This is a genomic window from Pseudomonas phytophila (assembly GCF_025643095.1).
GTDB lineage: Bacteria > Pseudomonadota > Gammaproteobacteria > Pseudomonadales > Pseudomonadaceae > Aquipseudomonas > Aquipseudomonas quasicaspiana.
Genome location: NZ_CP081201.1, coordinates 4,070,218 through 4,083,158 on the forward strand (window position 1 = coordinate 4,070,218; position 12,941 = coordinate 4,083,158).

Sequence of the window (12,941 nt, forward strand, 5' to 3'; positions counted from 1 at the left end):
AAAAAATTCACTCTTTTTTCACAAATCGCGACCAATAACAGTTCGTCCGGCTTTACACCATTTGATGTGCTCATGCGCTTGATCTGACGCCAAAAAAGTGATTAGCGAATACCCAGACGTCTGGCCAATCGGCTCAAGTTCGCGCGATCAATACCCATTTCCCGGGCCACTTGGGCCCATTTGCCGTCGTGGCGTAACAGCGCCAGTTCAATCAAGTGTTTCTGATAAGCGTCCATCGCCACTTTCAATGTAGCCCCGGTCTGCGGGAGTGAAGGCATATCTTCTTGTAGATTTGTGCTCACACTAATGGCTTCGTTTTCCAGCCCCAAAGCTTGCGCTTCCAGGGTGAGAATACGCGGTCGCCCGGCACTCGACGAAAGCGACTTGAGCACTGCACGACTGATTAAATGCTCCAGCTCCCGCACGTTACCTGGCCAGTGATACCCCAGCAGCAGCCTCTGCGCCTCAGTGCTGAGACGCAAACTGCGCAGGCCCATACGGGCACGGTTTTCTTCAAGGAAGTAACCCGCCAGCAACAGGACATCGCGACCACGCTCGCGCAATGGCGGAACCAATAGTGGATAGACGCTCAACCGATGGTACAGGTCGGCTCGAAAGCGACCGGCGCGCACTTCTTCGGCAAGATCACGATTAGTGGCGGCGATGATCCGCACATCCACATGATGCTCCTGATCAGAACCAACCCGCTGCACCTGCCCGCTCTGCAATACACGCAGCAACTTGGATTGCACAGACAACGGCAACTCGCCGACTTCATCGAGAAAGATAGTCCCGTTATCGGCCAGTTCAAACTTGCCGCTGCGCCCGCTTACTGCCCCGGAAAACGCCCCTTTGACATGGCCGAAGAGTTCGCTCTCCACCAACGTTTCCGGCAGCGCCGCACAGTTGAGGCTGATGAGCGGTTTGTGCGCACGAGGCGAACCCAGGTGTATGGCCTCAGCGACCAGTTCCTTGCCGACGCCGGTCTCGCCCGTGATCAGCACCGACAATGGGCTATTGCCCACTAACTGGATTTCCTGGAGCAGTCGCTTGTGGACCGCACTCTGGCCAATCAACTCGCGAGGCCCGCGCCCACCGGCGGCACGTTTATACACCTCAGCCAGTTGCCGTTGGTCTTCGAATCCTTTTGCCAACTGGTTGATTCGTTCACTGGCGATCACCGTCGCGGCGGCCAGGCTGGCGAAGGCTTCGAGGTTATCCATATCGACCTGTGCGAAACTCGACGACTCCAGAGAATCGAGGGTAATCAGCCCCCATGGCTTACCCTGAAAATAAAGCGGGCACCCCAGGCAATCGTGAACCTCAAGCTGGCCATCATGACCATCGACCAATCCGTCATAGGGGTCGGGCAAGCTGCAGTCCATGGAGAAACGCGTCGGTCCGGGGTTTTCCAGCAGGATCTTCAGCCGTGGATGCTCCTGAACCCGAAAGCGCCGTCCAAGGGTGTCTGCACTCAGGCCTTCAACCGCCAGAGGGATCAATACATCGTCTTCAAATTTGAGCAAGGCCACCGCGTCGCATGGCAAGAGTTCGCGCAATGCACTCAAAAGGCGTCGATAGCGCTCCTCGTCGGGCAGCTCACGGCTCAGGTCTGCCACCAGCGGCACAAGGGCACGTAACAGCGGATTGCTCATCATGACGGCGTTCCATCGACTAAAAACGTGGTCATTATGACTCGCGGGCGCATGGAATAGACAGTGGCACTTCGGCGACTGTCGAGCAAATGCACAGGCCTGTAACCTCGTAAAGCCCTTGTCAAATAAATGTAATTCACTGACTCAAGGGGTGGTTTTCGTAGGACTGGCTTTAGCCGGGAGGGGGCCGGTACATTCGCCCAGTATTGTTCGTCAGATATAAAGCCCTCCCGGCTAAAGCCGGTCCTACGGTTCCGGGTTGCAGGCCAAAGCTCGTCAAGCGACTACCACACGGTGAACTGCGGTCGGAATAACGGGATCTATTCCGAGGAGGGAACATCCAACAAGTTGTAATCCGGATGAAACACCGCCTCTATCTATCAAGCATTACAAACTCAGGGTAGTTTCTGACGCCAGCCCACTGGCGATATAAACACACCTGTTTAGTTTTATTGAGGTGGCGAAATCGCTCTTCCGTTTCATAGTGCGCTCACCCCCGGCAGGAGTGCACCGACATGGCCAGAATTCAGGGAAGAGTTCAACAAACGACTCCCCAAACTTTCCTCCCCTTAGTTGTCGATCTCGACGGCACGTTATTGCAGTCCGACTTGTTGATGGAAACCGCGATGACATTCGTTCGAAGTCATCCGCTGAAAATCTTTAAACTGTTCGGATGGTTGTTAAAGGGTAAAGCGGCGCTTAAAGAAGGTTTGGCGCTGAATACCCAGATTGACGTGACGGTATTGCCCTACGACCCGCAAGTGATCGAGTTGATCGAAGCAGAGCGGGCTGCCGGGCGGATGATCGTTCTGGCCACTGCCAGCCACGACAGCCTGGCAAAACGCATCGCCGAACACTTGCAGTTGTTCGATCTGGTGGTCGCCTCCAACGCCGACCGCAACCTGTCAGCTCACACCAAGCGTGATCTGTTGGTGGGCCATTACGGTCAGAACGGTTTCGATTACCTCGGCAACTCCATGGACGATCTGCCCATCTGGGATGCAGCCCGCGAAGCCATCGTGGTCAATCCTTTATCGGGGGTGGAGAAAAAAGCCAAGGCGCAAGGCAACGTCAAAAACGTCATCCATTCCAATACCTCAAGCCTGCGCGACTGGCGCAAAGCGTTGCGCATGCACCAGTGGATGAAGAACGCGCTGATCTTCGTTCCCCTGCTCGCGGCGCATCAGTTTGGCAGAGCAGACCTTCTTCTGAACGGTGTCCTGGCCTTTCTGTTTTTCGGCCTGTGTGCCTCCAGCGTCTACGTGCTCAATGACCTGCTGGACCTGGCTGATGACCGTCATCATCAGAGCAAACGCAAGCGCCCGTTCGCCAGCGGCAAGCTGTCGATCAAGTCCGGGTTGATCATTGTTCCCGTGTTGTTGATCGGCGCATTTGTCGGGTCCGGCCTGCTGTTGCCCTGGCAGTTCTCGGCCGTCCTTGCGGCTTATTACGGGTTGACCCTGGCCTACTCGCTGAGCCTGAAGCGGCAGATGGTGCTGGACGTAATCGTTCTCGCGATGCTTTACACCGCCCGCATCCTCGCCGGTGCTGCCGCCTTCAGCCTGCCTCTGACCTTCTGGATCCTGGCTTTTTCGATGTTCATGTTCCTTAGCCTGGCGTTGGTCAAGCGCTACGCCGAGCTGCGCGAAGCCCGGGCCAAGGACCTGATGGACAAGGCGCGGGGCCGCGGTTACTACCCCGGTGACCTGGACATGATCGCCGCACTGGGTGCGTCCTCCGGCCATCTGGCAGTAATGGTTCTGGCGCTCTACATCCACGAAGGCTCAACGGTCGCGATGTACGGCCACCCCCATGTGATCTGGCTGACCTGCCCGTTGCTGCTGTTCTGGATCACCCGGGTCTGGATGCTCACCCATCGCGGCCTGATGAACGATGACCCGGTGGTGTTTGCGATTCGCGACCGCATGAGTCAGGTGATCGGCGCCCTCTTCGTCCTTGTGTTCTGGATTGCCGCATGACTGAACCCTTGTATTCCTGGGGCCGCTACCCGCAAACGGCGCAGCACGGACATGCCTGTCCGTGGATCGACGGCCTCACTGACCACATGCGCAACGTCATTGAACGGCACCAGACCAGCCTGCCTTACGGTAACGGGCGCAGCTATGGTGACAGTTGCCTGGCAGCCAGTGATCAAGTGCTGCACATGCGCGCGCTGGACCGGTTCATTCGTGCCGACTGGAACACTGGCACAATCCGCGTGGAAGCAGGCGTCACCCTGGCCGAGATCCTCGCTGCGGCAATCCCTAATGGCTGGTTTTTGCCCGTGACGCCAGGCACTCAGTTCGCCACGGTTGGCGGTGCCATCGCCAATGACGTGCACGGCAAGAACCATCATCTGCGTGGCACCTTCGGCAACCACGTCTTGCGCTTCGGTCTGCTGCGCCACGGCGAGACGGCGCGAATATGTTCGCCGGTGGAAAATACCGAACTGTTCGCCGCCAGTATTGGCGGTCTGGGACTAACCGGCGTGATCAACTGGGCCGACCTGCAACTGATGCGCATACGGTCCAGCCAGATCGACAGCACGGTGGTGCGCTTTGCCAACCTGGCCGAATTTTTCAGCCTTAGCGCCGAACTGGATCACCAACACGAATACAGCGTGGCGTGGGTCGACTGCCTGGCCAAAGGTGCCGATACCGGCCGAGGCGTGTTCATTGTCGGTGATCATGCGCACTACGGCTCGCTTGAGGTCGAGCGCGGCAGCCGCCTGAAAATGCCCCTGACACCGCCCGTATCGCTGATCAATAACGTGTCGCTTCGGGCGTTCAACTCGCTTTACTGGCGCGCGCATCCAGGCAAGCGCACCGCAAAACGCAGCGCCTATGAGCCATTCTTTTACCCGCTGGATCGCATCCTGCACTGGAACCGCATTTACGGCCGCCAGGGTTTTCAGCAGTACCAATGCGTGATTCCCGACACCAGCGCCGAAGCCGCGATGGCCGAGCTGCTCGGGGCTATCGCTGAATCAGGTCAGGGGTCTTTTCTCGCAGTGCTCAAGCGCTGCGGCGATATCGCCTCGCCCGGCCTGCTGTCGTTTCCCCTGCCCGGCACCTCGCTGGCGCTGGACTTCCCCAACAGCAGTGATTTGCAGCACGTCCTGTTCCCGCGTCTGGACGCCATTGTCCGGGCCGCGGGCGGTCGCCTTTATCCGGCCAAGGATGCGCATATGAGCGGCAGTGATTTCCGCCAGGCATACCCCGCCTGGGAGCAACTGGAAGCACTGCGCGATCCCTCCCTGATGTCGCGCTTCTGGAAACGAGTGATTTTATGAAACGAGTGTTGATCATCGGCGCTACCTCGGCCATCGCCACCGCCTGCGCGCGACTGTGGGCCAGTGAAGGCAGCGAGTTCTTTCTGGTGGCACGTAACGGCGACAAGCTGGAACAGACCGCCGCCGACCTCAAGGGTCGTGGCGCCAGAGCGATCAGCCTGCACGAGATGGACGCGACGGATATCGCAGCCCATCCAGCCATGCTGCACAGTTGTTTGCTGGCGCTGGGGCAAATTGATGTCGCATTGATCGCCCACGGCACCCTGCCCGATCAAAAGGTCTGCGAGCAGGATGTCCGTGTCGCGTTGCAGGAGTTCGCCAATAACGGTACCTCGGTCATCGCCTTGCTGACCTTGCTGGCCAATCAGTTCGAAACCCAGCGATGCGGCAGTCTGGCCGTCATCTCGTCGGTCGCAGGTGATCGCGGCCGGCCTTCCAATTACCTGTACGGTTCGGCCAAGGCAGCCGTGTCCACGTTCAGCGAAGGTTTGCAGGCCCGCCTGTTCAAGGTCGGCGTGCACGTCTTGACCATCAAACCGGGATTTGTCGATACGCCCATGACACAGGGCCTGTCGCTGCCCGCCGCCCTCCTGGCGCAGCCGCAACAGGTGGCGGAGCGCATCGTCTCCGGGATCGCCCGCAAGGCACCGACCCTTTATACGCCAGGCTTCTGGGCACTGATCATGTTGGTCATTCGCTCGATCCCGCAGCCGTTGTTCAAGAGGCTGAACCTGTGAACGAAGCGCTGTTGCTCTCGGGCTGGCGTTATCGCGCGGTGGTGCTTTCGGTGGTGTTTTCCGCGCTGGGTTACCTGGGGTTTTCCCTGTGGGGCGGCTGGGAAGCGGTCAGCAAGGCGGTGGGCGAAGTGGGTTTGATCGGCATTGCCATCGCGTTGCTGATGTCCGTCGCCAACTATGGCCTGCGCTTTTTGCGCTGGCAGACCTACCTGAACGTACTCGGCCATCCTGTTCCGTGGCGGCCCAGCCTGAAAATTTATCTGGCAGGCTTTGCCCTGACGACCACACCGGGCAAAGCCGGTGAAGCGCTGCGCGGCGTATTGCTCAAACGTTGGGGCGTGCCCTGGCCGCAAAGCTTCGCGGCGTTTTTCAGTGAGCGTTTGTCGGACCTGTTTGCGGTGGTGCTGCTGACCCTGTTTGGCCTGTCGCTGTACCCGGACTCACGCCCCATGATTGTGGTGGGAATGGTGCTGGTGGGGATCGGCTTGCTGGTGCTTTCCCAGCGTCGTCTACTGGAAAGAATCGCTGCCGCGATACCTGCGGGAGGCGGAAAACTGCTCGGTCTTGGTCGCCATTTGCTCGACGTGCTGCTGGCGGCACAGCGCTGCCATCGCCTGGACCTGCTGCTGGGCGTGACGTCCATTAGCGTCGTGGCCTGGAGCGCTGAAGCGCTGGCGTTTCACTGGATCCTCAACTGGATGGGTGCCGACATCGAGCTGACCTTCGCGGTGTTCGTTTATGCACTGGCCATGCTCGCCGGGGCGATCAGTTTCATGCCCGGCGGACTGGGCGGTGCCGAAGCAGTGATGGTCGGCCTGCTGGTCTGGAAAGGCATGTCCAGCGCAGACGCGATTGCCGCCACCGTGCTGATCCGCCTCGCGACCTTATGGTTTGCCGTAGCTATTGGTGCCGTGATGCTGCTGCAGCTAAAGGAGGCCAATGCGCAGGACCGCACCTCAATCGAACAACCAACCCCGGATTAGCAGAGGAGCTACTCGATGGTTCAGGGAAGTCAACGTCAGTCTTCGAATGCAGTTGCGTTGTTATTGCTCGGTGGGGCCATAGCTGCCAGTTTTTTCGCCTCAAGCGGTCCGATCCAGTGGATGGACAATGGCGTATTTCTCGCCGAAGCTTCTCAGGGACATTACTTCAGTCAGTCCCTCGGACCGCTGGATCATCCGCTCTACCAGTTCATCAACACCCTGGTATTCGATCTGTTCGGACCTCACTTGTTGAGCCTGCTCAATTCCATTCTGCTGCTGCCGCTGGCGTGGATCATTTACTCACTGGCAGTGAATGTGGGCGCCAGTCAGCGCCAAGGCCTGTTGGCAGCCGCAGCAACCATTCTGGCTCACGGGGTTTTCTGGGTATCGACCAAGGCTGAGGTCTACATCCTCCATTCGCTGTTCGTGTTGCTGGCCTATCAGGTTCATCTGAATCAGAAGTCACGCTTTGGTGACCTCGGCAAATTGCTGATCATCGGCCTGCTGACCGGCCTCGGCGCGGCTGTCCATCAACTGACTTTCGTGGTTTTGCTGCCCCTCTACTTGCAGTTGCTCTATCAGCACAAGCTGCGCACCTGGGTAACCCTTCCGGGTTTCATCCTCGGTTTTTCAGTAGCGTTCCCGGCGATTACCCACGACCTGCAATCGGGCATGAGCCTGATCGACATTGCCCACCGCTACCTGACGGGTTCTTCAGTACGTGCGCAAACGCCCAACTGGGAAGGCAGTCTGTTCCGCTTCGATGACATGTGGCACGAAAAGAACTCGGTGTTCATTCTGCTGTTATCGCTGATAGGCCCTCAGTTGCTGGGGCTGATTCTGTTTCCCAGGGACAACCGCTTGCGTCTGCTGTGGTGTGCAGCAGCGCTGAATTTTGTTTTCGCCGTGTCTTACAACGTCACTGATCGCTTCACGTTTTTTCTGCCTGGCGTAGCGCTGCTGTGCATCCTTGGCGTGATAAGGCTAAGCCACCTGCTGTCGACCGATTGCAGTCGGCAACCGGCGCTGCACCTCTCAGTGCTCAGCTCGCCGTTCGCTATTTTGCTGGTTTACTCGCTGTACGCGACGGGCATTATCCGTTTGCCGGTGCACGGTGAATCGCTCCCGTTCCGTGACGACATCCACTACTTCATGGCGCCCTATCTGCCGGATCGTTCAGCTGAACAGTTCGTTCGCGCGTATGAAAAAACCGCCCCGCCGGGTGCCCTGATCATCGCCGACTGGACCCCCATGGGCGCCCTTCGCTCGGCTCAGGCCAGCGGCGCATTGCAAGGCCGTACGCTGGAAATGTGTGAGGAAGTGAAGGACATCAATGTGTTCCTCACGGGCCACGGCGCATTCCTCACCCGAATGAGCTACTGCGCAATGATCGGTGAGCGCTTCCTGCTGGAAGATGCTGTGGTGGGGTATGCGTTGCAGAGTCGGTGAATATATTAAGTTGGAATGCGATTTTTCATGTGGGAGATTCTATGTTTGCTTGCAATCCCGTAGGACCGGCTTTAGCCGGGAGAGCGGTATTTCTGAAGAAGAATATGTAGTGAATGTCCCAAAGCCCTCCCGGCTAAAGCGGAACGCCGCCCGGCCGGTCCTACGGAATAGCGCGATCGCCTGTGGGAGCGGTGCTTGCCCGCGAAGAACGATAACGCGGTATGCCTGATACACCGCGATAAGGCTGGATGCGGTCCATGTGAGAATTGCGGTGCTCCTATCGCGGGCAAGCACCGCTCCCACAGGGGAAAGCATTCCATTTTCTGGATCGCGACCATCAAGGCTGCCAAAGCGTTTTGGCACCATCGAGCTTGCGATCCAGGAAGCTCGCCGCGCTGATCAATGCCAGGTGACTCAAAGCCTGCGGGGTGTTACCCAGATGGTGCCCATGGGTGTCGAACTCTTCGGCGTAGAGTCCCACAGGATTGGCATAGCGCAGCAGTTGCTCAAACTCAAGATGCGCCTGTTCCACACGCCCGGCGCGGGCCAGACATTCCACGTACCAGAACGAGCACGCGGTAAATGCACCCTCTTCACCCGCCAACCCGTCGTCATGGTCATCGTCGTTGCGATAGCGATAAACCATGCCATCGCGTACCAGGGTGGCTTCAATAGCATCGAGGGTCGCCAGCCAGCGCGGATCGCTGGCCCCGACGAAACGCACCAATGGCATGAGTAACATCGATGCATCCAGGTTGCGGCTGCCTTTGTGCTGCACGAAGTGGCCTAGGTCGGCGTCCCAGAAGTTATTCCAGATGTCGTCATGGATGGCTTGACGCTCCTTGTCCCAACGATCAAAAGGCGCGGGCAACGAACGCTTGAACGCCAGACGCAATGCGCGATCCAGCGCCACCCAGCACATCAATCGGGAATGCAGAAAATGCTGATCGTCACCGCGCATTTCCCAGATCCCGACATCCTTGTCGCGCCAGTGCTCGCAGACATAATCCACCTGCCGGGTCGCATGTTTCCACCCTTCGTAAGAGATCGCTTCGCCATATTTATTGGCCAGGTACACGGCATCCATCAGCTCGCCGTAGATGTCCAACTGAGTCTGTTTGTACGCCTCGTTGCCGATACGTACCGGCAACGCGCCGCCATAGCCCGTGAAATGATCAAGATGCTCTTCAGGCAATTCTTCTCGGCCGTCGAGGCTGTAAAGGATGCCGAGTTTGTTCGACTCCTCGACACAGTCCCCCAGACGACCGCGGACCCAGCGCATGAAGTCGTTGGCTTCATCGGTGTGACCCAATCGCATGAAGGCGTACACCGTGAAAGAGGCATCACGAATCCAGCTGTAGCGATAATCCCAGTTGCGCTCGCCGCCCGGCGTTTCCGGCAGGCCATACGTCGCCGCAGCCACAATGCCGCCGTGCTTGCGCGAGGTGAGCAGCTTGAGGGCCAGCGCCGAGCGGTTGACCATTTCCTGCCAGCGGCCGCGGTAAGACGACTGATTACTCCAGCGCCGCCAGAACGCCAGAGTGTCTGTGAAATATTGCTGGCATTGCCCGGCGCTGACCTGAGGATCGTCAATACCGCCGAGAATGAATTCAACAAACTCGCCCTTCTTCAGGGTGAACTCGGCAGTGGCTGCCTGCTCACTGATCTGCATCGGCACATTCGCTGAAAGGCGCATGCCCGGCTGACCGGAAGCCTCGAAGCAGACATCCTTGCCGTCCAGCTTCGCCACCGTTTCGGCGCGGCTGTAATCCATTCGTACCCGGCACTGCATGCGAATGGTCGCCGCACCAAAGCGCAGCTCGACGCGGCGTACAACACGCGGCAAGTCATCGACATTGTCGCCAATCGGCATCAGATCAGTAACTTCCACCACAGCGTCTTCGTCGATCCAGCGGGTCTGCAGCACGTTGGTCTCGGGCAGGTAAATCTGCTGACGACGCGCATTGGGCAGATCCGGTGCCAGCTTGAAGATACCGGCTTTGTTGGTGTCCAGCAGCGCACTGAAGATCGACGGGCTGTCGAAATCCGGCCAACAACAAAAGTCGATGCTACCCGTATCGGCCACCAATGCGGCGCTACGCATGTCACCGATAATCCCGTGGTTTTCAATTGCGTTTTGCGGTTCTTCCGGGAAGTCAGCCATTGTCTCGAAACTCCGGATACAGGCTCATGCCGCCGTCGATAAACAAGGTGGTGCCATGCACGTAGTCAGACAGGTCCGAGGCCAGCCAAACCACTGCGTTGCCTACGTCTTCGGCTTCACCGACCCGGCCATAGGGGATGAGTTTCAGAAGTTTGTCTTCTTTGTCGCCCGCCATGGCTTCTTCGTTGATCGCGGTGCGAATCGCGCCGGGTGCAATGCTGTTGACGCGGATGCGTTGCTCCCCCACTTCCTGAGCAATGCTGCGCATCAGCAGATCGACACCACCTTTGGAAGCCGCGTAATTGGCGTGGCCTGCCCAGGGAATCAACTGGTGCACCGAGCTCATGTGAATGATCTTGCCCATGGCGCGGGACACGTCGGGACGCATGCCTTGCTTGATGAACTGTCGCAGCGCGGCACGTGCGCAGAGGAATTGTCCGGTGAGGTTAACGTCGATGACTTTGTTCCAGTCTGCGAGGGTCATGTCGACGATGGAGGCGTCTTTTTGCAGCCCGGAATTGGCCAGCAGGATGTCGAGGCGGCCGAAGTGTTCAATGGTTTGGGCGAACAGGCGCTCGACGTCGTCTTCCTTCGATACGTCAGCGCCAATGGCGATGGCTTTGCCACCTGCGGCGATGATTTGTTCCGCAAGTTTTTCAGCGGGTTCTGCCTGGGAGTTGTAGTTGACGACGACTGCCGCCCCCGCCGCTGCCAACGCTTTGGCAGCCCCTGCGCCGAGGCCGGAACTGGCTCCGGTGACCAATGCGACTTGGTGTTCCAGTGAGATATGCATGGATTCGAGCCCTCTTGATCAGCATGTAAAGCTGACCGGTGGGGCTTCGTTGAAGTTCAGTGCGGGAATTGTGTACATATCCGTTATCGCGGTTATGGCTGATATTGGTTGCGCTCTTACAGCGCGTCACTTTTGGGGCCCAAAAGTAACCAAAAGGCCTTTACCCCACCACTCGGCACCTCGCTGTCGCTCGGTGTACCCGCCCGCAGATCCTGAACCGTGGGCCGCCGCAACGGGCCATCCATGGCCCAATGCGGCTAACCCGGCGTCCTGCCCCTCTTCAACTCAAGGGCGCCCCACGCTTCAGGATCTGCGTTCGGCCAGCGTGGTTTAACGGGGCGCCTCAGATCAATATCAAAAGCGCGGCGGCCTGACAGCCGACCTGATTTGTGAACTTTCCGGGCTTTTGTAGGAGCTGCCGAAGGCTGCGATGCGGTGTGTCAGACGACGAATGTGTTGGTTCGTGGTGACGTCTCGCGAACAAGTTCGCTCCTACCGGTCCGAGGCGATACCCCCCGTTCTCGCTCTGCTTTTGATCTGCTCTGCTTTTGATTTTGATCTTAAGCGCCCCGTCAAACCACGCCGGCCGGAATTCGATATTGCTGCGTGGGGCAAACCGGCAGGGATGCCGGTTTAGCCGCCTCAGGCCATGGATGGCCGGTGGCGGCGACCCCACGCAGCAATGTCGGATTACGGGCATGCCGAGCGCCAGCGAGGGACCCAGTGGTGGGGCAAGAGCGTTTTGCTTACTTTTGCGCTTCTCAAAAGTGAGGCGCTGTAAAAGCGCAACCAATATCAGCAGCAACCGCAATAACGGATATACACCCCAACCCGGTATCAACACTAAACCCAAACCCAACAAGCAGCTTGAGCGTTACAACCTGTAACTGATAGCTTGACCCCACAACGCTAAAAGCCCTCCCGGATCGCCAGCCCAATGAATCGAAACGAACTGCGCAAGGCCGACATCAACCTGATGGTGGTTTTCGAAACCTTGATGCAAGAGCGCAACGTCACTCGCGCTGCCGAAAAACTCTTCCTCGGCCAACCAACGATCAGCGCCGCCCTCAACCGGTTGCGGGCACTGTTCAATGATCCGCTGTTCATACGCGTCGGCCATCGCATGGAACCCACCGCCAGAGCACAAGAGATCATCCACCACCTGTCGCCCGCGCTGGACGCCATGTCCGTGGCCCTGAGCCTGACCCGGGAGTTCGATCCGGCAAGCAGCGACATGACCTTTCGAATCGGCCTTTCGGATGACGTCGAATACAGCCTGATGCCCGCCCTGCTACGTGCGATTCGTGAAGAAGCACCCGGCGTTGTACTCGTCATCAAACAGGTCAACTACTGGAATATCTCGGAACTGCTCATGTCCGGTGAAGTGACCGTTGGCGTGTGCCTGACACGAGAACTGCCTGCCAATGCCAAACGCAAACTGCTGCGGTCGATACAGCCGATGGTGGTACGTGCCGACCAGTCGGCAACACCCATGACACTGGACGAGTACTGCTCACGCCCGCATGTGGTGGTGTCGCATGTGGCCAATATCAGCAGCTTCGCCGATGAATGGCTCGATGCCATTGGCCGCAAGCGGCATGCCGTGCTGTCCGTTCCGCAATACAGCACGCTGCCCGCGCTGATGGCGGGCACCGATTTGCTGTGCAATCTTCCGGATCACCTGACTCAGGCAATGATCAATACCGGCAGGCTGTATGGCGAACCCCTGCCCTTCATCACGCCTAATCTGGAGCTGTCCATGACCTGGTTGAGCGTCATGGACACCGACCCGGCTGAGCGCTGGCTGCGCAATCGACTGGAAGAGTTCATGGGAGACCGCGACAGGGTCTCCCCGATTCCTTGAGCAG

Annotated in this window: 9 protein-coding genes; 6 read left to right on the forward strand and 3 right to left on the reverse strand. The window is 58.4% G+C overall.

Annotation, left to right across the window (positions count from 1 at the left end):
• Window positions 1–101: 101 nt before the first annotated feature.
• Window positions 102–1,658, reverse strand: a complete 1,557-nt coding sequence (gene norR / locus K3169_RS18325; RefSeq protein WP_263267333.1) for a nitric oxide reductase transcriptional regulator NorR — start codon at window positions 1,656–1,658, stop codon at window positions 102–104.
• A gap of 512 nt (window positions 1,659–2,170) precedes the next feature.
• On the opposite strand from norR, the gene K3169_RS18330 reads away from it, so the two are divergent.
• From K3169_RS18330 to K3169_RS18350, 5 genes are read left to right on the forward strand one after another with little or no spacing between them, the layout of a single operon-like run.
• Complete coding sequence (locus tag K3169_RS18330) at window positions 2,171–3,634, forward strand: UbiA family prenyltransferase (protein ID WP_263267334.1); 1,464 nt, start codon at window positions 2,171–2,173, stop codon at window positions 3,632–3,634.
• Window positions 3,631–4,947, forward strand: a complete 1,317-nt coding sequence (locus K3169_RS18335; RefSeq protein ID WP_231677838.1) for an FAD-dependent oxidoreductase — start codon at window positions 3,631–3,633, stop codon at window positions 4,945–4,947. Before K3169_RS18330 ends, K3169_RS18335 begins: the two co-directional genes overlap by 4 nt.
• The gene (locus K3169_RS18340; RefSeq protein WP_099269975.1) at window positions 4,944–5,684 is read left to right on the forward strand and encodes an SDR family oxidoreductase; all 741 of its coding nucleotides are present in this window, start codon (window positions 4,944–4,946) and stop codon (window positions 5,682–5,684) included. Before K3169_RS18335 ends, K3169_RS18340 begins: the two co-directional genes overlap by 4 nt.
• A complete protein-coding gene (locus K3169_RS18345) occupies window positions 5,681–6,667 on the forward strand; it encodes a YbhN family protein (protein ID WP_263267335.1) in 987 nt (328 codons plus the stop codon). Before K3169_RS18340 ends, K3169_RS18345 begins: the two co-directional genes overlap by 4 nt.
• Before the next feature lie 15 nt (window positions 6,668–6,682).
• Window positions 6,683–8,116, forward strand: a complete 1,434-nt coding sequence (locus tag K3169_RS18350; RefSeq protein ID WP_263267336.1) for a glycosyltransferase family 39 protein — start codon at window positions 6,683–6,685, stop codon at window positions 8,114–8,116.
• Window positions 8,117–8,453: 337 nt separating this feature from the next.
• On the opposite strand, the gene K3169_RS18355 is transcribed toward K3169_RS18350, so the two are convergent.
• Together K3169_RS18355 and K3169_RS18360 are read right to left on the reverse strand one after the other, a co-directional pair.
• Complete coding sequence (locus K3169_RS18355; RefSeq protein ID WP_263267337.1) at window positions 8,454–10,280, reverse strand: glycoside hydrolase family 15 protein; 1,827 nt, start codon at window positions 10,278–10,280, stop codon at window positions 8,454–8,456.
• Window positions 10,273–11,073: a glucose 1-dehydrogenase gene (locus tag K3169_RS18360; RefSeq protein ID WP_263267338.1), complete on the reverse strand. Its 801-nt coding sequence runs from the start codon at window positions 11,071–11,073 to the stop codon at window positions 10,273–10,275. The genes K3169_RS18355 and K3169_RS18360 overlap by 8 nt, the downstream gene beginning before the upstream one ends.
• A gap of 937 nt (window positions 11,074–12,010) precedes the next feature.
• Between K3169_RS18360 and K3169_RS18365 the strand changes: the two genes are divergently transcribed.
• Complete coding sequence (locus K3169_RS18365) at window positions 12,011–12,937, forward strand: LysR family transcriptional regulator (RefSeq protein WP_263267339.1); 927 nt, start codon at window positions 12,011–12,013, stop codon at window positions 12,935–12,937.
• Window positions 12,938–12,941 lie beyond the last annotated feature (4 nt).

Coding starts and splice junctions, on each gene's coding strand:
- norR (WP_263267333.1), bottom strand. CDS start 1,658: ATGATGAGCAATCCGCTGTTACGTGCCCTTGTGCCGCTGGTGGCAGAC.
- K3169_RS18330 (WP_263267334.1), top strand. CDS start 2,171: ATGGCCAGAATTCAGGGAAGAGTTCAACAAACGACTCCCCAAACTTTC.
- K3169_RS18335 (WP_231677838.1), top strand. CDS start 3,631: ATGACTGAACCCTTGTATTCCTGGGGCCGCTACCCGCAAACGGCGCAG.
- K3169_RS18340 (WP_099269975.1), top strand. CDS start 4,944: ATGAAACGAGTGTTGATCATCGGCGCTACCTCGGCCATCGCCACCGCC.
- K3169_RS18350 (WP_263267336.1), top strand. CDS start 6,683: ATGGTTCAGGGAAGTCAACGTCAGTCTTCGAATGCAGTTGCGTTGTTA.
- K3169_RS18355 (WP_263267337.1), bottom strand. CDS start 10,280: ATGGCTGACTTCCCGGAAGAACCGCAAAACGCAATTGAAAACCACGGG.
- K3169_RS18360 (WP_263267338.1), bottom strand. CDS start 11,073: ATGCATATCTCACTGGAACACCAAGTCGCATTGGTCACCGGAGCCAGT.
- K3169_RS18365 (WP_263267339.1), top strand. CDS start 12,011: ATGAATCGAAACGAACTGCGCAAGGCCGACATCAACCTGATGGTGGTT.